We start from the raw sequence: 25,402 nt of genomic DNA, 5'->3' as shown, positions 1-25,402 counted from the left end.
TACTGAGTTCATGTCGGCAATCATCCGTCTTTGTTGGCTACCGGACCAGGCTAGCCGACCGTTGGAGCGTTGAAAGCATGAAGCAGAAATCAGACATCAAAGTACTTGTGCTCGACGACGAGCCATTTACCCTTAAATTGCTGGCGCGCGTACTGACCAACCAGGGTTTTACGCAGGTCGTCACTTGTGGCGATGGGGAGTCGGCCCTGGCTTGGGTGGACAGCGATAAAGGTCGGCCCGATGTGATCCTGTGCGACCTGAATATGCCGCACATGGATGGGATCGAGTTTGTGCGCAAACTGGTCGAGCACGGCTATGCCGGCAGCCTGGTCCTGGTCAGCAAGGAGGATGAGCGAGTACTGCAATCGGTCGAGATGCTGGTGCACTCACACGGTATTTCGGTGTTGGGCTGCTTGCACAAGCCGGTTTTTCCTCAAGCGCTGGCCATGTTGCTGGATAAGCAACTCCACCGCGTCGGCACTCAGCACGTGCCGGCCGCCAAGATTTATAGTGCGGACGAGTTGCGTGTTGCCCTATCGAAGGATGAATTGATCAACTACTACCAGCCCAAGGTGAGCCTTTCGATCGGTGAACTGGTTGGCGTAGAGACCTTGGTGCGCTGGCGCCACCCCGTCGACGGCATGGTATTCCCCGATCAGTTTGTCGGCGTTGCCGAGGAGCACGGCTTGATAGACGAGCTGACGCGAGTGGTGCTCCAGGCTGCGCTGACACAAGCCAAACGGTGGCAGGAGATAGGACTGCGGCTGAAAATCGCCATCAATGTCTCGATGGATAATCTGACCTCGCTCGACTTCCCGTCTTTCGTGTCGGAGCAAGCGATGCTGGCCATCGTCAGGCCACAAGACGTGGTGCTGGAGGTGACGGAAAGCAAGTTGATGAAAGATCAGCGGGCCTCGCTCGAAATCCTGACCCGGCTGCGCCTGAAGCGCTTCCGGCTCTCGATCGATGACTTCGGGACCGGCCATTCCTCCTTGGCGCAGCTGCGCGACATCCCATTCGACGAGCTCAAGATCGACAAGAGTTTTGTGAATGGCGTGCATGCCAATGAGACGATTCGCGCGATTTATCTCGCCAGCGTAAGCCTGGCAAAGCAGCTGCGCATGGAGGTGGTAGCCGAGGGAGTGGAGAGCCGGGATGATTGGGATTTTCTCAGGCAGACCGGATGCGATCTGGCGCAAGGCTACTTCATCTCGCCGCCGATGCCGGCAAGTGAATTGCCTGCCTGGGCCGCTGGCTGGACCCAACGCATCAGGCAGGGTTTGCTCCTGGGGGCGGCCGCTACGCCATGTCAAAACCCATAACCGCTTCGCTCCTACTCCATCGGTGTGCGTACTTGCAGTTTACGCCCGCTAGGATTTATCCACCGCCGCCAACTGCGTCGGACTCAGCATCTGCCTCAGCTCCGCCAAGCGCGCGCGGGCGCTGTTGTCCTGCTCCGCCGCTTTCTTCATCCAACGGTAGGCTTCGAGCTTGTCCAAGGCGACGCCGCGCCCAGCCAGGTAGAGCAGGGCCAGGTTGTACTGGCCGGTGCCATTGCCCTGTTCGGCGGACAGCCGCGAATAGCGTACCGCCTCGGCGAAGTCCTTTTTCACGCCGCGGCCGGTCATATACATAAATCCCAGATAGGCCTGGGCTTCCGCATGGTTTTGCTCGGCCGCCTGCCGATACCAGGCGACGGCCTGCACATTATCCGCCGTCACGCCTTGGCCCTTGCGATAGCGCAAGCCCAGTTGGGTTTGCGCGGCGGGGTCTCCGCCTTCGGCGGCCTTGCGTAGATCGGCCAGTTGCAAGCCGGCCATGGCGCTGCTTTCCGGCGCGATGGCGGGGGGCTCGCCGCTGTTCTGTTCATTGCTTGCCGTCGAGCCGGCCAGCGCCGTCGAGGTGGGATCGATAGGCAAGGCCGCTGTGCTCGCCGGCTGGTCCGGGCTGGCATGCTGCTCCTTGGAGCTGAGCAGCGCCGCGCCTACCGCCGCGACGACGATCAAGCCTATGCCCATGCCCAGCAAGCGGCCGCGACCGCTGGGTGCTTCCTGCTTGGCTTCCCGCCGGGTCATACCCAGGGAGCTGGGCGCGAATTCCTCTTCGCCGCGCGCCGTGGCCGTCGGCCGCAGTCCCAAAGTAGGGTGTAGCACCGGAGTCGGTTGCATGGTGAACACCCCGCTGGTCTGCGGAGCTTCGGTGATGGTGAGCAGGCGATCATCGACTTCCAATACCTCGAATGCCTTGATACAGGCATCCAGGCTGGTAAAGCCGCCTTGCAGCACCGGTTTTTGCATCTTCTTGACCAGGGCCGGCAGGATCTCCTGATGGGCATCCTTGAAATAATCGATGCGATGCAGGGAAATCTGCTTGAACCAATGCCCAAGCGCATACAGGTCCACTCGCCAATCGAGGTTATTGATGGCCAGGTCGGGCAACAGCACGCTGCCGTATTGCTGGCGGGCCGTTTCGGAGAGTTCATACCAGCTGGACTTGCCCGATTCACCCACCAGCTTGGCGTAGGTCTGCCAGTCGCGCTGGATGGCCTCGCGCATGCTGGGCGCCAGGTAGGCGGCGTCCGGGCTGGCAAGATCGATGAACAGGGGTTTCTCGATCCGCTGCTGGCTGTTGCGGGCTACCCCGAAATCGATTAGCGCGAGGCTATCGAAGTCGATCTGGTATTTATCGTTTTGCCGCAGCACGATCAGGTCGGGACGCAAGCCGCCGTGTACCAGGCCGGCCCGGCTGAGATGCGCTAAAGCGCGCAGGGCCGCCAAGATCAGCCGGACCAGATCACTGGAACGCTGGAAGGGGTGTTCCAACTGACCCACCGGCGTAGCCAGCCAATGCGTGAGCGGATGGCCGGCCGCTTCCGAAATCAATACATTGCGGTCCAGGTCCACCCCGATAAAGCGGGCCGCGTAACGCGGATCACGTTGGAAACCCTGCAGAATCCGAGCCTCATGGCAAAGCCAATATTCGGCGGCTGGATAGTCGGCGGACAGGCGTTTGCACCAGCGTTCGGTGGCGCGCTGACTGAGGAATTTTTCGAGCTGGATCGGGCGCTCGGGGTGTGTATTGACTTCTGCTTCGTCGGTCATGGTGTTCAGTGTGATATCCCGCTCTCTGGCTGGCTTTGGCGGCGAGTATGGCAGCAAAAAAGCCGGGTGATGCCCGGCTTGATAAGACGGACCCTCGCTATTTGCATTTACGCGACGTTTGGCGCCCATCCCCCCGCCTTCACGAGGGGGTGCCTATGTCCGCCGGAAATGCAACTCGACGCTACCTTTGGATTTCAACCTACCGTTTTACCGTTTCCGGCAGGACGATATTGACCTCCAGCACATCGTAGTCATCCTGGCGTTCCAGCGACACCTTGATGTCGTCCTGGCCCACCGAGACATATTTGGAGATGACGGCGATCAACTCCTGCTGCAAGGCAGGCAGGTAATCGGGTCCGCCACGCCCGGCCCGTTCATGCGCCAGGATGATCTGCAGCCTTTCGCGCGCCACCGACGCCGACTTCTTCTTGCTGCCAAGCAAATAATCGAGAAAAGACATGGCTTACCCTCCGAACAGGCGCTTGAGCCAGCCTTGCTTGGGCGTCTCGATAAAGCGCAATGGGCGATCTTCGCCCAGGAAACGTGCCACCACATCCTTGTAGGCTTCGGATACTTCCGAGCCTTCCAGGTGAACGGCCGGTGTGCCGCTATTGGAAGCCTGCAGGACGGATTCCGATTCCGGAATGACGCCGATCAGTGGAATGCGCAGCAGATGCTTGATATCGTCCAGCGACAGCATTTCGCCGGCATCTACCCGCTTGGGAGCATAGCGGGTAATCAGCAGGTGGGCCTTGAGGGATTGCCCCTGCTCGGCCTTGCGCGATTTCGCATCCAGAATACCCAGGATACGGTCCGAATCGCGTACCGAAGAGACTTCCGGATTGGTCACCACCAGGGCTTCGTCGGCGAAATAGAGCGCCAGCAGGGCGCCGGTTTCGATGCCGGCCGGAGAGTCGCAGATAATGTAGTCGAAGCCGTCCGCCGCCAGCTCGTTCAACACTTTTTCCACGCCTTCGCGGGTCAGTGCTTCCTTATCCCGCGTTTGCGAAGCGGGCAGGACGAACAAATTGTCGCAATGCTTATCCTTGATCAGCGCCTGGCTCAGCTTGGCTTCACCCTGGATCACATTGACGAAGTCATATACCACGCGGCGCTCGCAGCCCATGATGAGGTCGAGATTGCGCAGACCCACATCGAAGTCGATGACGGCGACTTTATTGCCGCGTAGCGCGAGGCCGGATGCGAAGCTGGCACTGGTGGTGGTCTTGCCTACGCCACCCTTGCCGGAGGTCACGACGATGATTTTTGCCACGTTTTTTCCCTGAAATATTCAACGAATCAATCGAGCGCCAGCGCTTCGATCACGAGTTTGTTGCCGTCCAGCCTTACCTGGGCGGCTTGGGCCTTAATGCTCTGCGGCAACGGCTCATCCAGGGAGCGATAGATGCCGGCGATGGAGAGCAGTTCGGCTTGCATGCAATGGGTAAAGATACGGACGCCGGTATCGCCGCGCGCACCGGCCAGGGCGCGACCGCGCAAGGGTGCGTAGACATGGATATTGCCGTCGGCGATGACCTCGGCGCCATGGCTCACCAGGGCCAGCACGATCAGGTCGCCGCCGCGCGCGTAGACCTGTTGGCCGCTGCGCACGGGTTTATCGATGATCAGCGTCTGATTGACCGCGGCCACCGGTGCGGGTTTCGCCTCGCAGGTTCGGCTATCCACGGCCGTGTCGCGCAGGGGCGTGTCGGGCAATAGCGCCAGGCCGGCCCTGATCACCGCCTCGCGAGCCGCCGCGCCGACCCCGCGCGCTGCTACTGCTTGCAAGCCGGATTTACGCAGAATGCTGATCAAGCCGCTCAAATCAAGCGCGGTGGCATGGGGTGGCCAATCAGCCAGCTCCAGGACCACGGCATCTCCGCCGAAAAAATCGGCCCTGCCACCCAGTTTCTGGCTGAGTGCCGCTTCGAGGCCGGCAAGATCGGCAGTCTTGGGAGCAAAGGCGATCAGATTGAGCGCAGCGCTCTTGATTTCAAACAAGGCGGTACTACGGGCGGGGGCCGGCTTGATGGAAGCAGTCATCGAATGCGCTCGGCGGCGGTTGACAAAATTGTTGCCGAGTTTACTAGGTTCACGGCGCAAGCTTCAACAGAAGGTGCTGTGGGTAACTTTGTGGACAGACTCGCGGCAAAATCAGAGTGATTACTTGAATGCCCCATACTGCTTGGGGTGAAGTAAAGCAAGGATTTTAATATTTTCATATAAATCAAGGAATTGAACTTGCAAAGCAGATCCTTGCAGGCCAGCGTGTTGCTGAGGCAATACAGTGCCGGCAGGTGGGGGAAAAGTGGATAAGTACTTCTGTATGTACCGATCACAAACTGCGCCGCTCCAATAAAGCTTGCGCCAGTGTACTGCTATCCACATGCTCGAGTTCACCGCCCGAGGGCAGGCCACGGGCAATCCGGCTGACCCGCAAGCCCTGTGCGCGTAGTAATTCGGCCAGATAATGGGCAGTTGCTTCACCCTCCACTGTGAAGTTGGTGGAAAGAATCACCTCCTCCACTTCACCATCCTGGGCGCGCGCAAGCAACTTGTCGAAATGAATATCGTCGGGGCCTACCCCATCCAACGGTGAAAGTTTGCCCATCAGCACGAAATAGCAGCCCTTGAATGCCAAGGTCTGTTCAATACGCAGCAAATCGGTAGGCATCTCCACCACGCAAAGCTGGCGTTTGTCGCGGGCCGGATCGGCGCATAGCTCGCAAAGATCGAATTCGGTAAAGGTATTGCAGCGCTGGCAATGGCGCAGCTTGGTCAAGGCATCGGCCAGGGCGTGGGCCAAGGCGGCCGCGCCCGACTGATTGCGCTGCAGCAGGTGATAAGCCATGCGTTGCGCCGATTTCGGACCCACGCCGGGAAGAATGCGCAGCGCATCGATCAGCTGGTCAAGCGAAGAGGGGATTTTCATGGGATGCCAGGCGGTGCTTTGGGAATGGGGTCAGGTCCATCGATGGACGCCCCGCAAGCCCGTCAAATCGGTTTACACCGCGTGACGGGCTCGGCCCTCGTCAGGAGAGGCCGGGGGTGGCGCCTAGCGTGAAATCAATCAAAAAGGCAGCTTCATGCCTGGCGGCAGGTTCAGGCCGGCGCTGAAGCCGGCCATCTTGTCCTGCGAAGTCTGCTCGGCTTTACGCAAGGCGTCGTTGAAGGCCGCGGCAATCAGGTCCTCCAGCATTTCCTTGTCGTCCATCACGCTGGGGTCGATCTGAATGCGGCGCACCAGGTGGTGGCAATTCATGACGATCTTGACCATACCGCCGCCGGACTGGCCCTCCACGTCGACCTCGGCCAGTTGCTCCTGGGCCTTCTTCATATTTTCCTGCATCTGCTGGGCTTGCTTCATCAGATTGCCCAGTCCGCCCTTGTTAAACATGCTTGCTCCTTGAAACTTGAATGGGAAGGGATGGAAGAAAATCGCGCTCAAACAGGGTCTGTGCGCGTTTGTATCGTGTCGGGCAGCACTGTGGCGCCAAAATCGGCGATCAGCGACTGCACGAAGGGATCGCTATTGAGCGCATCGGCCGCATCGGCCAGGCGCGCTTGCCGCTCGCGCTGTTGCTGTGCGGCCGGCGTGGCGTGGCTGACACCGCCGACCGAGATCGTGACATGGGCCCGTTGGCCAAAATGCTGGCTCAAGGCCTGTTCCAGCTTTTCACGATAATCCGGCCCCGCGACCACTTTGTGCGCATCGGGCACGGCCAACTGGAAGCTGAGGCCCTCGTGGCTTTGCAATTCGGCATGCTGTGCCAGCATGACCGCCAGGCCACCCAGCTTCAGGCGACCCACCAAGGCAGCCCAGTCTCCGGTGAACTCGGCCGGTGCTTCGGGAGGCGCCTCTTCCGGCATCTCCTGCGCCACTTCGGCTACCGGCGCGACAAATGGCACGGGAGGGGTTTCTAGCGCGTCCGGCAGTTCTTCCCAGGGTGGGGTAGGCCTGGTCTCGGCGATCGGCGCGGGCGCCGGTACCGGTTCCGGTTCCGGTTCCGGGGAGGGTATTGCCAAAGGCGCAGCCGCCATCGCATCACTCCCTGCGGAGGAGGTTTGCGCAGTCTTCACCCCGGTATCGCCCGGGGAGGGGAGGGGAAGCGCTTCGCGGGCAGGGGGGGGAGAGGAATCCGGCCCTGTGGCCACGTACTGTTTGCGTGCAGGGGCGAAAGCCAGCATGCGCAGCAGCGTCATACTCATTCCGGCGAACTCGTCGGGCGCCAAGGAAAGATCGCGCCGGCCCTGCAGGGCGATCTGATAATAGAGCTGTAGATCTTCGGCGCTGAACAGCGGAACTAGCCGATTCAGCTCACCATACTGTGGGTGGTCGGTCGAGATGGTGCTGGGCACGGCTTGCAGCAGCGCCAATTGATGCAGCAGGGAAGCCAGTTCCTGCAGGGCTGCGTCGCTGCCGACCCCGCGCGTCACCAAATCTTCCGCCGCCGCCATCAAGCCTGCGCCATCTTGAGCCGCCAGCCTGGTCAGCAACTCAAACAGATAGGATTGATCCACCGCGCCCAGCATGGCTCTTACGCCGGCTTCCTCTACCGTGCCCGCGCCATATGCGATGGCCTGGTCCAGCAGGGATAAGGCATCCCGCATACTTCCGGCTGCAGCGTGACCCAGCAAGGTCAGGGCGCCGGCTTCGTAGCCCACCGACTCGGCTTCCAGCACGTGCCGCAGGTGACCGCTGATCTGGGCTGGCAGCATTTGCCTTAACGAGAACTGCAGGCAGCGCGACAATACGGTGACCGGCACCTTCTGCGGATCGGTGGTGGCCAGGATAAACTTCACATGGCTGGGCGGCTCTTCCAGCGTTTTCAGCATGGCGTTGAAGGCACTCTTGGACAGCATGTGCACTTCGTCGATGATGTAAACCTTGAAGCGGCCTTGCGTGGGCGAGTACTGGGCGTTATCCAGCACCTCGCGGATATTGTCGATACCGGTGTTGGAGGCAGCGTCGATCTCCAGCAGATCGACGAAGCGACCCGCATCGATCTGCTTGCATGCATCGCATACGCCACAAGGCGTGGCGGTCAGGCCTGTTTCGCAGTTGAGCGATTTCGCCAGAATGCGGGCAATAGTGGTCTTGCCCACCCCTCTGGTGCCGGTAAGCAGGTAGGCATGGTGCAAGCGCTGGTTTTCCAGTGCGTTGCTCAAGGCCTTGACTACATGCTCCTGCCCTACCAGGGTTGCAAAGGATCTCGGTCGCCACTTACGGGCCAGTACTTGATAGGTCATGTCGGCGATTCTAGCAGAAGCACTCGCGGACATTGTGCCGAGCGCCACCACAGTAGAACGAATTGGCTGATTGCCAATATGCAGTACAAAGGAGAGTAGATACCGTGATGTCCGATTCGCCAAGTGCCTGGCCGGCAGATGATCCGCCGCCCGAGCCACCTATCGCGCCGCCACCCGAAGCATGCTGCGGGAGCGGTTGTGACCCCTGTATTTTCGATTTCTACAGCGAGGAGGTGCAGCAGCACCGTCTCTTGCTGGCGCAATGGCAGGCGCGACAAGCCTTGCGTGAGCACACTAAACCTATATAGCAAATTTTCTTCGCATCAAGCAAAGCGCCCCGTTTTACGGGGCGCTTTGCTTGTTTGGTGCGGGATTTGCAGTGGGGCCTGAACCTGCCGTTCTGCGTAGTCACCGGCCGCCATGAAAAAAGTATTCATGACGGGTATATTACGGATCAATGACTTATTGAATTCTCGCGCCGTTCCCCGGTAAGTTTTACAGAAGGGTGTTGACGGCCGGCGGGGTGGTGCGTATAGTTCGCTTCTCTGCTGCTGACGCAGACAAAAACGAAGCGAAACACACGATGTTAGCCGAGTTAGTCTGAACAAGCAAACGCTCTTTAACAAGATACAACCGATAAGCGTAGGCACTTGGCTTTAGGCTAAAGGCTTACGAGATTTGACGGCTTAGGCTGTTGAATCAAGCAATGCCAGTTTTGTTTCAAAAACAGAGATTGAACTCAAGAGTTTGATCCTGGCTCAGATTGAACGCTGGCGGCATGCTTTACACATGCAAGTCGAACGGATTTGAGGGGCTTGCTCCTCAAGTTAGTGGCGAACGGGTGAGTAATGCATCGGAACGTACCGTGTAGTGGGGGATAACTATCCGAAAGGATAGCTAATACCGCATACGATCTACGGATGAAAGCGGGGGCTCGCAAGACCTCGCGCTATACGAGCGGCCGATGTCGGATTAGCTAGTTGGTGGGGTAAAGGCTCACCAAGGCAACGATCCGTAGCGGGTCTGAGAGGATGATCCGCCACACTGGGACTGAGACACGGCCCAGACTCCTACGGGAGGCAGCAGTGGGGAATTTTGGACAATGGACGAAAGTCTGATCCAGCCATGCCGCGTGAGTGAAGAAGGCCTTCGGGTTGTAAAGCTCTTTTGTCCGGGAGCAAATCCTGCCTGCTAATACTAGGTGGGGATGAGAGTACCGGAAGAATAAGGACCGGCTAACTACGTGCCAGCAGCCGCGGTAATACGTAGGGTCCAAGCGTTAATCGGAATTACTGGGCGTAAAGGGTGCGCAGGTGGTTGTGCAAGCCAGATGTGAAATCCCCGGGCTTAACCTGGGAACTGCATTTGGGACTGCACGGCTAGAGTGTGGCAGAGGGGGGTGGAATTCCGCGTGTAGCAGTGAAATGCGTAGAGATGCGGAGGAACACCAATGGCGAAGGCAACCCCCTGGGTTAACACTGACACTCATGCACGAAAGCGTGGGGAGCAAACAGGATTAGATACCCTGGTAGTCCACGCCCTAAACGATGTCTACTAGTTGTTGGAGCAGCAATGCTTTAGTAACGCAGCTAACGCGTGAAGTAGACCGCCTGGGGAGTACGATCGCAAGATTAAAACTCAAAGGAATTGACGGGGCCCGCACAAGCGGTGGATGATGTGGATTAATTCGATGCAACGCGAAAAACCTTACCTACCCTTGACATGTAACGAACCTCGCAGAGACGTGAGGGTGCCCGAAAGGGAGCGTTAACACAGGTGCTGCATGGCTGTCGTCAGCTCGTGTCGTGAGATGTTGGGTTAAGTCCCGCAACGAGCGCAACCCTTGTCCTTAGTTGCTACCATTCAGTTGAGCACTTTAAGGAGACTGCCGGTGACAAACCGGAGGAAGGTGGGGATGACGTCAAGTCCTCATGGCCCTTATGGGTAGGGCTTCACACGTCATACAATGGTCGGTACAGAGGGTCGCTAACCCGCGAGGGGGTGCCAATCTCAGAAAGCCGATCGTAGTCCGGATTGTAGTCTGCAACTCGACTACATGAAGTCGGAATCGCTAGTAATCGCGGATCAGCATGTCGCGGTGAATACGTTCCCGGGCCTTGTACACACCGCCCGTCACACCATGGGAGTGGGTTCTACCAGAAGTTGCTAGGCTAACCTTCGGGAGGCCGGTTACCACGGTAGGGTTCATGACTGGGGTGAAGTCGTAACAAGGTAGCCGTAGGGGAACCTGCGGCTGGATCACCTCCTTTCTAGAGAAAGGCCGACAGGCCAAGTGTCTACACTTATCGGTTGTGTGTTGAGAAGTACGGAGTGCTGTTCGGGGAACCGGACAGAGACTTCAAAGAGAAAGCTGGGTCAGTAGCTCAGTCGGTTAGAGCACCGTCTTGATAAGGCGGGGGTCATAGGTTCGATTCCTATCTGACCCACCAGTCGTTATAGGGGGTTTAGCTCAGCTGGGAGAGCACCTGCTTTGCAAGCAGGGGGTCGTCGGTTCGATCCCGTCAACCTCCACCATTCTTTTTGAAGGTAAGGAAACAAACAACAGCGAATTCGAGCATCCTGGGTAGGTAGAGGAGGGTTTGAGTTTCTTGTTGCTTGGCTTCTTTAGCCAATCTGTACTTTGCTCTTTAACAAGATAGAAGAAGTAATCAATGTAGTTCTAGTAAAGAACTGCAATGGGTTGATTGTATCGAAACTGGATTCATGACTAGTCGCATGGATCCGGGCAAACGCAAAAGACCGATAACCAGGCATTTTTGGTTATAGGATCAAGCGAATAAGTGCATCTGGTGGATGCCTTGGCGATGATAGGCGATGAAGGACGTGTAAGCCTGCGAAAAGCTTCGGGGAGCTGGCAATTGAGCTTTGATCCGGAGATGTCCGAATGGGGAAACCCACCCGCAAGGGTATCCCAGCCTGAATACATAGGGCTGTGGAGGCGAACTCGGCGAACTGAAACATCTAAGTAGCCGAAGGAAAAGAAATCAACCGAGATTCCGTAAGTAGTGGCGAGCGAACGCGGAAGAGCCTGTACGTGATAATTCAATGCTTAGTAGAACGGAATGGAAAGTCCGGCCATAGTGGGTGATAGCCCCGTATACGAAAAGCACTGGGTGGTACTAAGCGTACGACAAGTAGGGCGGGACACGAGAAATCCTGTCTGAAGATGGGGGGACCATCCTCCAAGGCTAAATACTCATCATCGACCGATAGTGAACCAGTACCGTGAGGGAAAGGCGAAAAGAACCCCGGGAGGGGAGTGAAATAGATCCTGAAACCGGATGCATACAAACAGTGGGAGCGGACTTGTTCCGTGACTGCGTACCTTTTGTATAATGGGTCAGCGACTTACATTCAGTAGCGAGCTTAACCGAGTAGGGGAGGCGTAGCGAAAGCGAGTCCGAATAGGGCGTTCAGTTGCTGGGTGTAGACCCGAAACCAAGTGATCTATCCATGGCCAGGTTGAAGGTGCGGTAACACGCACTGGAGGACCGAACCCACTAGTGTTGCAAAACTAGGGGATGAGCTGTGGATAGGGGTGAAAGGCTAAACAAACTTGGAAATAGCTGGTTCTCCTCGAAAACTATTTAGGTAGTGCCTCATGTATCACTGACGGGGGTAGAGCACTGTTATGGCTAGGGGGTCATCGAGACTTACCAAACCATGGCAAACTCCGAATACCGTCAAGTGCGAGCATGGGAGACAGACATCGGGTGCTAACGTCCGGTGTCGAAAGGGAAACAACCCAGACCCTCAGCTAAGGTCCCAAATGATCAGTTAAGTGGAAAACGAAGTGGGAAGGCATAGACAGCCAGGATGTTGGCTTAGAAGCAGCCATCATTTAAAGAAAGCGTAATAGCTCACTGGTCGAGTCGTCCTGCGCGGAAGATGTAACGGGGCTCAAACTGATAACCGAAGCTAGGGATATGTACTTTGTACATATGGTAGAGGAGCGTTCCGTAGGTCTGTGAAGGTGGCTTGTGAAGGCTGCTGGAGATATCGGAAGTGCGAATGCTGACATGAGTAGCGATAAACAGGGTGAAATTCCTTGTCACCGAAAACCCAAGGTTTCCTGCGCAACGTTCATCGGCGCAGGGTGAGTCGGCCCCTAAGGCGAGGCAGAAATGCGTAGTCGATGGGAAACGGTTTAATATTACCGTACCTTATTGCAATGCGATGCGGGGACGGAGAAAGCTAGGCCAGCCGGGTGTTGGATGTCCCGGTTTAAGCGTGTAGGCGTACTCTCTAGGCAAATCCGGAGAGATTAGCTGAGGCGTGATGACGAGCGAATTTATTCGCGAAGTGGTTGATGCTCTGCTTCCAGGAAAAGCCGCTAAGCTTCAGTTGCAATAAGACCGTACCGCAAACCGACACAGGTGGGTAGGATGAGAATTCTAAGGTGCTTGAGAGAACTCGGGTGAAGGAACTCGGCAAATTGACACCGTAACTTCGGGAGAAGGTGTGCCCCGGTAGTGTGTAGCGACTTGCTCGCGAAGCACGATGGGGTTGCAGTGAAAAGGTGGCTGCGACTGTTTATTAAAAACACAGCACTGTGCCAACACGAAAGTGGACGTATACGGTGTGACGCCTGCCCGGTGCCGGAAGGTTAATTGATGGGGTGCAAGCTCTTGATCGAAGCCCCGGTAAACGGCGGCCGTAACTATAACGGTCCTAAGGTAGCGAAATTCCTTGTCGGGTAAGTTCCGACCCGCACGAATGGCGTAACGATGGCCACACTGTCTCCACCCGAGACTCAGCGAAGTTGAAATGTTTGTGAAGATGCAATCTCCCCGCTGCTAGACGGAAAGACCCCGTGCACCTTTACTGTAGCTTTGCATTGGACTTTGAACAGACTTGTGTAGGATAGCTGGGAGGCTTTGAAGCGGGGACGCTAGTTCTCGTGGAGCCGACGTTGAAATACCAGCCTGGTGTGTTTGAGGTTCTAACCTAGGTCCCTAATCGGGATCGGGGACCGTGCATGGTAGGCAGTTTGACTGGGGCGGTCTCCTCCCAAAGTGTAACGGAGGAGCTCGAAGGTATCCTAGGTACGGTCGGAAATCGTACTGATAGTGCAATGGCATAAGGATGCTTGACTGCGAGACTGACAAGTCGAGCAGGTGCGAAAGCAGGACATAGTGATCCGGTGGTTCTGTATGGAAGGGCCATCGCTCAACGGATAAAAGGTACGCCGGGGATAACAGGCTGATTCCTCCCAAGAGTTCACATCGACGGGGGAGTTTGGCACCTCGATGTCGGCTCATCACATCCTGGGGCTGTAGCCGGTCCCAAGGGTATGGCTGTTCGCCATTTAAAGTGGTACGTGAGCTGGGTTTAAAACGTCGTGAGACAGTTTGGTCCCTATCTGCAGTGGGCGTTGGAAGTTTGAAGGGGGCTGCTCCTAGTACGAGAGGACCGGAGTGGACGAACCTCTGGTGTACCGGTTATGACGCCAGTCGTATCGCCGGGTAGCTAAGTTCGGAAGAGATAACCGCTGAAAGCATCTAAGCGGGAAACTTGCCTTAAGATGAGACTTCCCTAGGAACTTGATTCCTCTGAAGGGTCGTTCAAGACCAGGACGTTGATAGGTCAGGTGTGGAAGCGCAGTAATGCGTTAAGCTAACTGATACTAATTGCCCGTGAGGCTTGATCCTATAACCCAAGATGCCTGAGCATCGGGTTTGCGGGTACAACCAACCCAAAAGATTACTTCTTCTATCGAATGGTTTGCGACGCTTAAGTGCGAAGCGAGCCACAGAAATGCTAGAACGATGTGCAAACACATTGTTCGCCCCAGTTTTGCTTGGCGGCAATAGCGCGTTGGACCCACGCCTTCCCATCTCGAACAGGACCGTGAAACGACGTTGCGCCGATGATAGTGCGGACTACCCGTGTGAAAGTAGGTCACCGCCAGGCTCCCCATAGAAAACCCCGAACTCGATGAGTTCGGGGTTTTTGCTTTTGCATCGTCAGCGCGTTAATCGACCTGAAGACAATGCAGTTGAACGATAAGCGGTCCATCCGATAAGTACAGTGTACGAATGCTTTACTGTAGGATTGATCGACCATCCGCAGGGAGCCGCTTATGCAAGTCGCCGTCTTCGATAGTCACCGCTATGACCAAGCCGCGCTGACGCGGGCCAATCGACGCTTCGATCATTGCTTGCAATTCTTCGAGCCCCGCTTGAATCTCAGTACGGCGCCTTTGGCACATGGATTCGAAGTGGTTTGCCCATTCGTCAACTGTCGGCTGGATGCGGCGACGCTCGGCGTGTTGAACAAGGGTGGCACGCGCATGGTGGCATTGCGTGCGGCCGGTTTCAACGGTATCGATCTCCCCGCCGCCCGCCAACTTGGCATGGTGGTGGCTAGGGTACCAGCCTATTCGCCGCACGCGGTGGCGGAGCATGCCTTCGCATTGCTGCTCAGTTTGGTACGCAAGACCCACCGAGCCTATAACCGTGTCCGCGATGCAAATTTCTCGCTGGATGGTCTAGTGGGATTCGATCTGCATGGCAAGACATTTGGCCTTGTCGGTGCGGGGCGAATAGGCAGGGTTGCGGCGAAGATCGCTGTGGGATTCGGTTGCCGCGTGCTGATCTGTGATCCACAACTATCGGCGGAAGACGCGCGAATTTTGTGCAGCGAAAAAGTTGATTTTTCCAACCTATTGAGCAGGGCCGACATCATTTCATTGCATTTGCCATTAACATCAGACACCCAGCATCTATTTGATAGCCAAGCATTTTCCCAATGCAAATCGAACGCGTTGCTGGTTAATACCAGCCGAGGGGGATTGATACATACCAGCGCATTGATTGATGCACTTAAGTCCAAGCGCTTGGGTGGTGTCGCACTCGACGTCTACGAATTGGAAGAAGGCGTGTTTTTCGAGAATCTCTCCGAATCCGGCATAGCCGATGACCACTTGGCCCGGCTGATGACATTCCCGAATGTGCTGATCACTTCACACCAAGGTTTTTTGACCGAGGAAGCCTTGGACAATATTGCAGAAACCACGCTGGAGAATATCCGTGCCTTTGCGGCAGGGGATGCAGTGGTCAATGCCATTGCCTGAATTGCCTGCATGCATGGTGGAATCGCCACAGTCGGGGCAGGCGCTGTGGCGACGGTCTTTCTCGCTGGTCTAGCGATACTTACGTACCAAGCCCACCATCACCCCAAAAATCTCCAGCGCCCCTTTGGGACGTATCACCGGGTAGGCCGGATTGGCAGGGAGTAGGACAAATTTGCCTGCTTCCTTGCCTAGCGTCTTGAGGGTGAATTCATCATCGACGATGGCGACGACAATATCGCCCACATTGGCGATGGCGCGCCGCTCGACCACGGCCAAATCGCCGGAATGTATACCGGCATCGATCATCGAATCGCCTTTCACCGGGATCATGATGGTGTGCGAGGGACGATTGACCAGGTACTGGTCGATGGCAAAAGTGTCATTGGCCACATCCCGTGCCGCCACCGGCATGCCGGCGGGTACCGGCTCGCTGGCCATGATGCGTTCGAAGAAACGATCGGTTGGTGCCCAGTCGCCGTCGCTGCTACGGGACAGAAAGCCTTGCAGCTGCAAGCGGGCCAGCAGTTTGGAAACAGCCGATTTGCTGGCGAAGCCGAACAGGCTCATCAGGCGGGCATAGGACGGCAGGCAGCGCTCATCGGCGTAGTAATCCTGCAATCGACCCAGATAGTCGAGGTCTCGCTCAAATTCGCTCATGGTGTGTATGGATAGAGTTCCGATGGCACACTCTAGTGAACGATCGTTCTCTTGGCAAGTCCTACGTAAGTTGGATGCTGGACGTTGCGGAAATGCCCCGGGCTGCCTCGCGAATACCTCGCCGGCATGTGCTATACCGAAATCGAACCGGCGCCGACTGCTCGCGCGAACTTTTGCCCGCGCAGCGCTCCAACCAATTTGTCGGTGTTCGACAAGCCTGAACGAGAGGGATCGCCATGGATATTTTTGCCAACTTCAGCAGCCGCTATGACCGCACTCGCGAAGAGGAAATCAGTCTGCGCGAGTACCTGGATCTATGCAAACGCGAGCCGCTGGCGTATGCCACCGCAGCCGAGCGCATGCTGATGGCAATCGGAGATCCGGAAATCGTCGATACGCGCAACGATTCGCGGCTTTCGCGGGTTTTTGCCAACAAGATGATTCGCGTCTATCCCGCTTTCCGCGAGTTCTACGGCATGGAGGAGGTCATCGAGCAGGTAGTGGCCTACTTTCGGCATGCGGCGCAGGGCCTGGAAGAGCGCAAGCAGATTCTTTACCTGCTGGGACCGGTAGGCGGCGGTAAATCGTCCATCGCGGAAAAGCTCAAGGAGCTGATGGAGCACGTCCCCTTCTATTGCATCAAGGGCAGTCCGGTAAATGAATCACCGCTGGGCCTTTTCAACGATGGCGAGGATGGTCCCATCCTGGAAGAGCAGTACGGCATCCCTCGACGCTATCTGAAGTGCATTCCCAGCCCTTGGGCGGTCAAGCGTCTGCAGGAGTTCAATGGGGATATCGATCAGTTCCGGGTGGTGCGTCGTTATCCGTCGGTGTTGAAGCAGGTGGCGGTGGCCAAGACGGAGCCTGGCGACGAGAACAACCAGGATATTTCCTCGCTGACCGGCAAGGTCGATATCCGCAAGCTGGAGAAATACGCCCAGGACGATCCCGATGCCTACAGCTATTCGGGTGGCTTGTGCCTGGCCAACCAGGGCCTGCTGGAATTCGTGGAAATGTTCAAGGCGCCCATCAAGGTGCTGCATCCACTGCTGACGGCCACCCAGGAGGGCAACTTCAAGGGGACCGAAGGCTTCGGGGCCATTCCCTTCGACGGTATCGTCCTGGCCCACTCCAACGAGTCGGAGTGGAAGCAATTCAAGGGCAACAAGAACAACGAAGCCTTCCTCGACCGTATCTATATCGTGAAGGTGCCTTACTGCCTGCGGGTCGGCGAGGAAGTAAAGATCTACGAGAAGCTGGTGCGCAACTCGTCGCTCAACAACACACCCTGCGCGCCGGGCACATTGAAGATGATGTCGCAGTTTTCCATCCTGTCGCGCCTGAAGGACCCCGAGAACTCCAGCGTCTATTCCAAGATGCTGGTCTACGATGGCGAAAACCTGAAGGATACCGATCCCAAGGCGAAGTCCATCCAGGAGTATCGCGATTTTGCCGGTGTTGATGAGGGGATGGATGGTCTCTCCACCCGGTGGGCCTTCAAGATACTTTCCAAGGTATTCAACTTCGACCATTCGGAAGTGGCCGCCAACCCGGTCCACTTGCTCTATGTGCTGGAACAGCAGGTGGAGCGCGAGCAGTTCGCGCCCGAGACCGAACAGAAATACCTCGCCTATATCAAGGAATACCTGGCCAGCCGCTACGTTGAATTTATCGGCAAGGAGATCCAGACCGCTTACCTCGAAAGCTATTCCGAATATGGCCAGAACATATTCGATCGCTATGTCACCTTTGCCGATTTCTGGATACAGGATCAGGAATACCGCGACCAGGACACCGGTGAAAGCTTCGACCGCAACGCGCTCAACAATGAACTGGAAAAGATCGAAAAGCCGGCCGGTATCAGCAATCCGAAGGACTTTCGCAATGAGATCGTGAACTTTGTCCTGCGGGCACGGGCCAACAATGGTGGCAAAAACCCGACCTGGACCAGTTACGAGAAGCTGCGCGCGGTGATCGAGAAAAAGATGTTCTCCAATACCGAGGAGCTGCTGCCGGTTATTTCCTTCAATGCCAAGGCAAGCAATGAGGACGCCCGCAAGCACGAGGATTTCGTCAATCGCATGGTTGCCAAGGGCTACACCGCCAAGCAGGTCAGGCTGCTATGCGACTGGTATCTACGCGTGCGGAAGTCTTCCTAATTCGGCACCTGCGTGCATGAAGCATCCATGCTGGACAGGCCCATGCATCCTTGGGGCCTGCGGCGGAGTACAAGATGGCTCACTTAATTGACCGACGGTTGAACGGCAAGAACAAGTCCGCCATCAATCGCGAACGGTTTTTGCGTCGTTTCAAGGGACAGATCAAAGAGGCGGTGACGCGGGCGGTAAAAGGGCGCTCCATCACCGACATCGATAGCGGCGAGAATGTCTCCATTCCGGTGAAGGATGTTTCCGAACCGGTGTTTGGGCACGCTCGCGGCGGTGTTTGGGAAACCGTCCATCCCGGCAACAAGGAATACCAGAAAGGCGATCAGATCGACCGGCCCGAGGAAGGCGGTGGCGGTAGCGGCTCGGGCAAGGCCTCGCAGGATGGTGAGGGCGAGGACGATTTCGTATTTCAGCTGAGTCGCGAGGAATTTCTCAATTTCTTCTTCGAGGATCTGGAGCTTCCCAACCTGGTGAAGACCCAGCTCACCGCTACCCAGGCCTTCAAGCAGGTCCGGGCCGGTTACAGCACCGACGGCACGCCATCGAATATCGATGTGATGCGTTCGCTCAAAGGCGCGCTGGGCCGCCGTATCGCCTTGACCGCCGGGCCAATGGCGCGCCTGAACGAGGCGCGCGAGGAGCTCGACGAGCTGCTGGAAAAATGCGAGGAGGACGATCCTCGCTTGAATGCCTTGCGTGCGGAAATCCATTCGCTCAAGACGCGCATTATCGGCATCCCGTTTATCGACCCGTTCGACCTTCGCTACAGCAACCGCGTACGGCAACCACGGCCTCATACCCAGGCGGTGATGTTCTGCGTGATGGATGTGTCGGGCTCGATGGACGAACAAAAGAAGGATACCGCCAAGCGCTTCTTTATCTTGCTCTACCTGTTCCTTACCAGGGCCTATGAAAAGATCGAGGTGGTATTCATCCGCCATCACACGCAGGCGCAGGAAGTGAATGAACACGACTTCTTCCATGCACGCGATACCGGCGGGACGGTGGTGAGTTCGGCGCTCAAGCTGGTAGACCAGGTCATCGGCGAGCGCTTTCCCACCAGCGACTGGAACATCTACATTGCCCAGGCATCCGACGGCGACAACTGGGATAGCGATTCGCTGGTTTGCAAGGATCTATTGCTCAAGAACATCCTGCCCATGGTGCAGTACTACGCCTATATCGAAATCACCGATGGCGAGCCGCAAAACCTGTGGATGGAGTATGAAAAAGTGCGGGATGCCTGCAAGCAGTTCGCCATGCGCAAGATCCAGTCTCCCGCGGATATCTACCCTGTCTTCCGCGACCTGTTCAAAAAGAATACGGCGAACGTATGAGCGATCTGATCATTTCTCCCAGCAGTGCCAAGCGTAAACGGGCCAAGAAGACCACTGGGCCGCTTTCGATCGGTTCGGAATGGACCTTCGAACTGATCGACCGCTACTACAAGGAAATCAGCCGGGTAGCAGGCGAGTTCCAGCTGGATACCTATCCCAATCAGCTGGAAATCATCACTGCCGAGCAGATGATGGACGCTTATGCCTCGGTTGGTATGCCGGTCATGTACCACCATTGGAGCTACGGTAAACATTTCCTCAGCACCGAGAGAGGCTACAAGCGGGGCCAGATGGGGCTGGCCTACGAAATCGTGATCAACTCCAATCCTTGTATCTCGTATCTGATGGAAGAAAACTCCATCACCATGCAGGCCCTGGTCATCGCGCATGCCGCTTTTGGCCACAATAGTTTCTTCAAGGGTAACTACCTGTTCCGTTCCTGGACCGATGCCAGCGCCATCATCGATTACCTGGTGTTCGCCCGGCAGTACATCCGTCAGTGCGAGGAGCGCCATGGGGTGGACACGGTCGAGGAGTTGCTCGATTCCTGCCATGCGCTGATGAACTATGGCGTCGACCGTTATAAGCGTCCGCCCAAGCTCTCGGTGGCCGAGGAACAAGCCAAGCAGGCGGATAGGGAGGCTTATCTGCAAAGCCAGGTCAATGACCTGTGGCGCACCCTGCCGCGCCGGGCAGAAGAAGCGGAAAAGACCGAGGCAGCCCGCTTTCCACCCGAGCCGCAGGAGAACTTGCTCTACTTCATCGAGAAATACGCGCCCTTGCTGGAGCCCTGGCAGCGTGAGCTCGTGCGCATCGTGCGCAAGGTAGCGCAGTATTTCTATCCGCAACGCCAAACCCAGGTGATGAACGAAGGCTGGGCCACCTTTTGGCACTACACCATCATGAATCGCCTGTATGACGAGGGGCTGATCACCGATGGCGCGATCATGGAGTTTCTCCACTCGCATACCAATGTCGTCTACCAGCCCCCGGTCAGTAGCCGCTGGTATTCCGGTATCAATCCCTATGCGCTTGGCTTTGCCATGTATTCGGATATCCGCCGAATCTGTGAACATCCCACCGAGGAGGACCGCCGCTGGTTCCCCGACCTGGCCGGCACCGAATGGCGGCCTGCCCTGGAGTTCGCCATGAAGAACTTCAAGGACGAGAGCTTTATCGCCCAGTACCTGTCGCCCAAGCTGATCCGCGATTTCCGCTTGTTCGCGGTGCGCGATGACGACCACGAAGCCAAGCTGGAGGTCAGCGTCATCCACAACGAAGACGGCTATCGCGAGATTCGGCGCAAATTGGCCGATCAATACAATCTGGGCAACCGCGAACCCAATATCCAGGTCTGGGAGGTCAATACCCGCGGCGACCGCTCGCTGACCCTGCGCCATATCCAGCACAATCGGCGGCCGCTGGCCAATACCGTGCATGAGGTGTTGAAGCATATCTCACGGCTGTGGGGATTCTCGGTCAAGCTGGAAAGCTGCGATGGGGAAGGGCGGGTGATATTGACTTATGACTGCAAAATGGAGAAGCGGCACGGGTAAAATAGTCAATAAAAACAAAAGCTTTTTAACTTTACTCAATATTCATTCGAAACTTTTCCGAAACGGGGCCTCTGCAACCGTCCATTCCGACCCTCTGTTGTCTAGATACACGGCGGTCATGTCCGCACTTTTGTGGCCTAGAACCAGTTGAGCAAATGCCGGGCTGTATGCCTTCGCGTACAGCCTGGCCGCCAAGCTACGAATTTCGTGCAGCGTTGGCGGGTTTACACCTAGACCAAGCTCGTCTCGTTGATCTGCGAAGCCTCGGGAGATCGAATCGGGGTGTAAAGAGTCTCCCGGCAACGACGGACCGTTATGCCGAGTTTGCTGCAAAATCGTCTCTGCTTTGAAATTTTCATTAATCCATCCGGCAGACATGGCTTCACGGAATACGTCGGTTAAAATGCTGCTAGTCAAGTTTGCCATACGAAGTTTCCCTTCCTTGGATTTTGCTTTTAGTAAATCCGCTACGTCTTTTACTTGTATGTTGCCAATTGGCCATGATTCCCACAGTGCTAATCCTATACGTAGCACCACTTCACGCAAGGCAAGGGTTTTCGGCGCCAATAGTCTTTCGCCGATAATTTCACGATAGTTGGTGCACCAATCTCCGAAACTACGATCCGCAATGCCGGTGATCCGGTCCACCAGGCGAGCTTGTTTTAAAAGGTCTGACGCGCTCGCGCAGGGCTTTGACTTGGGCAGTGGTGGCGCTGCTTTTGGTGCGGACGCGGCGCAGCGGTGCCGTGACCCGCTCGACGGCGGAGAGGATGACTTGCCCTTGTAGATTCGATTGGCTCATGGCGTGGGCAAGGAAGGGGATGAACCATCTTGCCGCGCGCGTGCGGACATTGATCCGAAGTTGTGCCAGCATCGGAAACAATGCCTCCTGTTCCGAAGATATTGGCGGTCCCAGCTTGGATATCGGGCGATCACAATCTATTGTTGTTAAATCGAAACTTATAAATGCAACGGAGGATAGTGTGCCATCATCTGATTTTTCACAGGAAAAGATAAATTTCAATTCATATTACGAGAAAAATCTGGGCATTTTAAAAGAGGCGAGGAACTCATTTATTGCGCTTATTACGGCGCTTCTGCGTCAAAAACCAGATATTCGCATTTCAAAGGTAGAGGGCAGAATAAAAGAAGAGGGTGAGTGTATTGCCAAATTCTCAGAAAAATACCTGCCTGATCTTGAGAGGAATAACATAGACTATGAAATACGTGATCACATTACAGACTTGGTCGGGCTTCGGATAGTTTGTCTTGATGACGAGGATGTCGAAAAAATATCTGCTCTTGTGCAGGAGCATTTTGATAAAGCCAGGCAAGTTGAAGATGCAGCCCCTGAAAATGGCGATGTATTGGAGTACAAAGGGATTCATCTGGATTTAAAGCTAAACGATCGCCGAAGTGATTTATTCGAATATCAGTCATGCAAAGATGTTGGATTTGAACTTCAGATTAGATCGATAGCTCAGGATTCCTGGAGTGTTTTGCACCCCAAGATAAAGTTAAGGAACCTACTTCCCTTCCATTAGCAAGGCGAATAAATTACTTGGCTGCACTGTTTGAAATATTAACCCGGCAATTTAATACCCCAAATTGGCGGCATAGGCGATTTGGGGATGTCGGGAATACGACTGAATGCACTTTGGCCGTAGTTGCAGCCGCTTCATCACCGAGCGGACTCGCGTCTTCAGTTCCGCAAGTCTGCGAGCTGCACGGCCGCTACGGACTTGCTGCTTCAAATCGCCGTTCAGATATTCGTCGGGGTTCAACTCGGGGGCGTAGGCTGGCAGGTAGAACACTTCAATGGCTTCTTTATTCTCCTTCAGCCACGCTCGAACCAGCTTGGCATGGTGCACCCGCAGATTGCCCAGGATCAGAAACACCTTGCTGCCGGTCTCCCGCACTAGTCGCTTGAGAAAGGTCAGCAACACCTTGGCCGTCAGCGTCTCTTCGTACAGCATGAAGCGCAGTTTGCCGCGGTTGGTGACGCTGGAAATCATGTTGATCGAAAAGCGGCTGCCCGATATGGTCTTGATTGGTGTTTGTCCTGCTGGACTGAAACTACGGCCAGCGTGGCTGTCGCTACGCAAGCCAGTCTCGTCTCCCCATTGAATTTCCGCCCTTTCTGCTTTGGCACGGCGTGCAATTTCGGGATACTCCTCCTGGAGCCAGCGTTCGACCCGCTCCGGGTATTGCTGGTAGGCCCGCTTCAAGGGGCGCTGTGGGGTGTAGCCCCACCGGTCAGGTATTCGCCGACCGTGCGGTTCGGCATCTCGAAACCGCATTTCACTCGGATCAGTTCCCGAATGGCATCGCGGGTCCATAGCGCAAATATGAGCTTCAATTGATCGGGTATCTTGTCGACGATCAATCGTTAAATCAAAACCGCCTGCTCTGCCTTCAGACTACGGCTTGCGCCCGTTCGGCGTCCGCCCTCGATAGCGGCATCAATGCCTTTGGCTTGTGCGATCTTGGTCTTTTCGGCGACGCTGCGGGTATGCACACCTACCGCGTCCGCGATCGCTTGCTGTGTGTAACCCTGCTCCCACATTCGCAAGGCGTTACGCCGCTTTTCCTGCTGGGCGTCGGGGCTGAGTTTTCGTGAGTCTAGGCCATGCGGGCATTATATTATAATGCCCCTGTTATTTGCCGAGTTAATACTAAAACGCTAAATGGCGTCGATGACGGTTCTAAGGCAAGCGAGTGCGTATGACAAACTTTGGTACCGCTACGCTAGGTATCCAACACGACCGTACCCAGCCCATGCACGCTTCCCCCGCGTCTCAGCTTGTCGATACGTCCCCGCCAGAAGAAGATCGGATCGGAGGGGGGCGCGTCGAACTTATGGTGCGCGAGGGGCACACCTTCTTTCAACAGGATTGCCCTGACTTGCTGCTCATCGAGATCGGTTCGATTGACCAGGGCCTCGAACGCGGCAAAGGCGGTTTGTGGATCGAAGGTGGTGGTCTTCTCGGTGATCAGCTGATTTTCATCGCGCAAATATATTTTAAACATGCATTTCCCCGTACATGGCGACGGTCTCTAGGATAATCCGCCAAGGCGGAGTCTTAGGCATCCAGTGTGTGAAAACCGAAAAAGGGTGACGTTTTCGCCATGTATGCAGGGGAAATGCGGCCAGGTGTTAGGCGAACACCCGGAAGTCGATCTTTTCGCTAGCCAGTGCCGTAATCTTGACGCCGAAGCTGGTCATATTCGGCAGGGTGGCATTGTGGTGCGCCCGAATCAGCTGGGCATCGGCGTGCTGCTTATCGTGAGTCGTATGGGCATCGGCCGCCAGCACGATCTCGTAACCCAACGCCGCCGCGCGCCTAGTGCTGGTGTCGACGCAGAACTCGGTGGCGTAGCCGCAGATGACCAGGCGGCCGACGGCCTGCTCGGTCAGCCAGGCCGACAGCTCGGTATTCAGGAAGGAGTCCGGGGTCGTCTTGGCAATGATCTTGTCGCCGTCCTGTACCACCAGCTGCTTTGCCAATTCCCAGCCCGGCGACTGAAAGGCCAAGGGTCCATTCGGGCGCTGATGCTGAACAAATGCGACCGCGATATGCGCTGCGCGCGCTTGTTCGCTCAGTGCGTTGATGCGTTGGATCACCGCATCGGCTTCGTACGGACGGGGGGAGGGGTCGAACAGGCCTTGCTGGACGTCGATGATGATCAGCGCTGTTTTCATAGTGGGCAATGGCTTTGAAGGATGGGTAGGACCAGTATAGAGGCGGTCTACCTCGCGGGTGGAGATGCTGTATCTATGGCTTTCAATGTAAATTAGCTTGCGCTAATGTAGATTTGAGGAGAGAATGAACCATTCCTCCTCCTCTGGCCACCCTTCGGGGTGGCCGTTTTTTTCTTGCGGATTCAGCTACCGGTCTGCATGCTGCGAGGTAGCCATTGGCTAAGCCGGCTGGCCCAGTCGGGTTTGCCGACGGGCCGGCGAAGCTTGAAGCGGCTATCGGCCAGCGCCTGAACCAGGAGCACTTCGCTAACGGGCAGGCAGAATTGGTGGCCACGGCCCAGTATCACGTCGTTTCCCGCTGCGGTCAGCCAGATGACGCCGCTTTCCACCTCGATGGTGGCGCCCATTTCGGCAGGTAAGTTCAGCAGGGCGTTCTTGTGCAGTTGATACGGGCTTTTCATGGCTGCTCTCCAGGGTGGTGACTGACCCTAAGGCTACGCGAAGGACAGATCGATTTTCAGACCCAGACTGTTA

At 56.2% G+C, this 25,402-nt stretch carries 19 protein-coding genes, 2 tRNA genes, 3 rRNA genes and 1 pseudogene; 12 read left to right on the top strand and 13 right to left on the bottom strand.

Annotation, left to right across the window (positions count from 1 at the left end; genetic code table 11):
* Positions 1–77: 77 nt before the first annotated feature.
* Complete coding sequence (locus tag FNU76_RS05505) at positions 78–1,322, top strand: EAL domain-containing response regulator (protein ID WP_143856772.1); 1,245 nt, start codon at positions 78–80, stop codon at positions 1,320–1,322.
* Between the two features lie 48 nt (positions 1,323–1,370).
* Here FNU76_RS05505 and FNU76_RS05500 read toward each other — a convergent pair whose 3' ends face one another.
* The 7 genes from FNU76_RS05500 to dnaX all read right to left on the bottom strand — a co-directional run bounded on the left by FNU76_RS05500 (position 1,371) and on the right by dnaX (position 8,351).
* On the bottom strand, positions 1,371–3,101 hold the full coding sequence (locus tag FNU76_RS05500) for an SEL1-like repeat protein (RefSeq protein WP_179958362.1): 1,731 nt from the start codon (positions 3,099–3,101) through the stop codon (positions 1,371–1,373).
* Between the two features lie 199 nt (positions 3,102–3,300).
* Positions 3,301–3,561 carry a cell division topological specificity factor MinE gene (minE, locus tag FNU76_RS05495; RefSeq protein ID WP_143856770.1) on the bottom strand — a complete coding sequence of 87 codons (261 nt, stop codon included), beginning with the start codon at positions 3,559–3,561 and terminating at the stop codon, positions 3,301–3,303.
* Positions 3,562–3,564: 3 nt separating this feature from the next.
* Complete coding sequence (minD, locus tag FNU76_RS05490; protein ID WP_143856769.1) at positions 3,565–4,374, bottom strand: septum site-determining protein MinD; 810 nt, start codon at positions 4,372–4,374, stop codon at positions 3,565–3,567.
* Positions 4,375–4,400: 26 nt separating this feature from the next.
* The gene (gene minC / locus FNU76_RS05485) at positions 4,401–5,144 is read right to left on the bottom strand and encodes a septum site-determining protein MinC (RefSeq protein WP_143856768.1); all 744 of its coding nucleotides are present in this window, start codon (positions 5,142–5,144) and stop codon (positions 4,401–4,403) included.
* Between the two features lie 292 nt (positions 5,145–5,436).
* A complete protein-coding gene (gene recR / locus FNU76_RS05480) occupies positions 5,437–6,033 on the bottom strand; it encodes a recombination mediator RecR (RefSeq protein WP_143856767.1) in 597 nt (198 codons plus the stop codon).
* A 138-nt stretch (positions 6,034–6,171) separates the two neighbouring features.
* Positions 6,172–6,498, bottom strand: a complete 327-nt coding sequence (locus FNU76_RS05475) for a YbaB/EbfC family nucleoid-associated protein (protein WP_143856766.1) — start codon at positions 6,496–6,498, stop codon at positions 6,172–6,174.
* A gap of 47 nt (positions 6,499–6,545) precedes the next feature.
* Positions 6,546–8,351: a DNA polymerase III subunit gamma/tau gene (gene dnaX / locus FNU76_RS05470; protein WP_143856765.1), complete on the bottom strand. Its 1,806-nt coding sequence runs from the start codon at positions 8,349–8,351 to the stop codon at positions 6,546–6,548.
* 107 nt (positions 8,352–8,458) lie between these two features.
* On the opposite strand from dnaX, the gene FNU76_RS05465 reads away from it, so the two are divergent.
* The 7 genes from FNU76_RS05465 (at position 8,459) to FNU76_RS05435 (ending at position 15,447) form a co-directional block, all read left to right on the top strand.
* A complete protein-coding gene (locus FNU76_RS05465; protein ID WP_143856764.1) occupies positions 8,459–8,659 on the top strand; it encodes an oxidoreductase-like domain-containing protein in 201 nt (66 codons plus the stop codon).
* A gap of 427 nt (positions 8,660–9,086) precedes the next feature.
* Positions 9,087–10,621: ribosomal RNA gene (locus FNU76_RS05460) — 16S ribosomal RNA — on the top strand.
* Positions 10,622–10,724: 103 nt separating this feature from the next.
* A tRNA-Ile gene (locus FNU76_RS05455) sits at positions 10,725–10,801 on the top strand.
* Between the two features lie 9 nt (positions 10,802–10,810).
* A tRNA-Ala gene (locus FNU76_RS05450) sits at positions 10,811–10,886 on the top strand.
* A 252-nt stretch (positions 10,887–11,138) separates the two neighbouring features.
* A 23S ribosomal RNA gene (locus tag FNU76_RS05445) occupies positions 11,139–14,023 on the top strand.
* A 148-nt stretch (positions 14,024–14,171) separates the two neighbouring features.
* Positions 14,172–14,285 (top strand): 5S ribosomal RNA (rrf, locus tag FNU76_RS05440).
* Together the 16S, 23S and 5S rRNA genes with 2 tRNA genes alongside form the textbook arrangement of a ribosomal RNA operon.
* Positions 14,286–14,454: 169 nt before the next feature.
* On the top strand, positions 14,455–15,447 hold the full coding sequence (locus FNU76_RS05435) for a 2-hydroxyacid dehydrogenase (protein ID WP_143856763.1): 993 nt from the start codon (positions 14,455–14,457) through the stop codon (positions 15,445–15,447).
* Between the two features lie 69 nt (positions 15,448–15,516).
* Here the strand turns inward: FNU76_RS05435 and FNU76_RS05430 are convergent, their stop codons facing one another.
* Entirely contained in the window at positions 15,517–16,104 is a 588-nt protein-coding gene (locus FNU76_RS05430) for a LexA family protein (protein ID WP_143856762.1), read from the bottom strand.
* 236 nt (positions 16,105–16,340) lie between these two features.
* Between FNU76_RS05430 and FNU76_RS05425 the strand changes: the two genes are divergently transcribed.
* From FNU76_RS05425 to FNU76_RS05415, 3 genes are all read left to right on the top strand, one after another.
* Entirely contained in the window at positions 16,341–18,263 is a 1,923-nt protein-coding gene (locus tag FNU76_RS05425) for a PrkA family serine protein kinase (RefSeq protein WP_143856761.1), read from the top strand.
* A 74-nt stretch (positions 18,264–18,337) separates the two neighbouring features.
* Complete coding sequence (locus tag FNU76_RS05420) at positions 18,338–19,609, top strand: YeaH/YhbH family protein (RefSeq protein ID WP_143856760.1); 1,272 nt, start codon at positions 18,338–18,340, stop codon at positions 19,607–19,609.
* Positions 19,606–21,165, top strand: a complete 1,560-nt coding sequence (locus FNU76_RS05415) for a SpoVR family protein (RefSeq protein WP_143856759.1) — start codon at positions 19,606–19,608, stop codon at positions 21,163–21,165. The genes FNU76_RS05420 and FNU76_RS05415 overlap by 4 nt, the downstream gene beginning before the upstream one ends.
* Before the next feature lie 42 nt (positions 21,166–21,207).
* Here the strand turns inward: FNU76_RS05415 and FNU76_RS24400 are convergent, their stop codons facing one another.
* A complete protein-coding gene (locus tag FNU76_RS24400; protein WP_223879234.1) occupies positions 21,208–21,813 on the bottom strand; it encodes a tyrosine-type recombinase/integrase in 606 nt (201 codons plus the stop codon).
* 173 nt (positions 21,814–21,986) lie between these two features.
* Between FNU76_RS24400 and FNU76_RS05405 the strand changes: the two genes are divergently transcribed.
* Positions 21,987–22,709, top strand: coding sequence for a GTP pyrophosphokinase (locus tag FNU76_RS05405; protein ID WP_179958361.1), 723 nt, complete (start codon positions 21,987–21,989; stop codon positions 22,707–22,709).
* Positions 22,710–22,760: 51 nt separating this feature from the next.
* Here the strand turns inward: FNU76_RS05405 and FNU76_RS05400 are convergent.
* The 4 genes and pseudogenes from FNU76_RS05400 to FNU76_RS05385 all read right to left on the bottom strand — a co-directional run bounded on the left by FNU76_RS05400 (position 22,761) and on the right by FNU76_RS05385 (position 25,329).
* A pseudogene (locus tag FNU76_RS05400) lies at positions 22,761–23,737 on the bottom strand (IS630 family transposase).
* 176 nt (positions 23,738–23,913) lie between these two features.
* Positions 23,914–24,195, bottom strand: coding sequence for a hypothetical protein (locus tag FNU76_RS05395; RefSeq protein ID WP_143856757.1), 282 nt, complete (start codon positions 24,193–24,195; stop codon positions 23,914–23,916).
* A 127-nt stretch (positions 24,196–24,322) separates the two neighbouring features.
* Positions 24,323–24,868, bottom strand: a complete 546-nt coding sequence (locus FNU76_RS05390; protein ID WP_143856756.1) for a cysteine hydrolase family protein — start codon at positions 24,866–24,868, stop codon at positions 24,323–24,325.
* Positions 24,869–25,050: 182 nt separating this feature from the next.
* Entirely contained in the window at positions 25,051–25,329 is a 279-nt protein-coding gene (locus tag FNU76_RS05385) for a DUF2917 domain-containing protein (RefSeq protein WP_143856755.1), read from the bottom strand.
* Positions 25,330–25,402: the final 73 nt, after the last annotated feature.

Origin of the sequence: Chitinimonas arctica, assembly GCF_007431345.1 — a bacterium.
Classification (GTDB): Bacteria; Pseudomonadota; Gammaproteobacteria; order Burkholderiales; family Chitinimonadaceae; genus Chitinimonas; species Chitinimonas arctica.
Note: the sequence above shows the minus strand (reverse complement) of the source record. Positions and strands in the feature narration are given on the sequence as shown.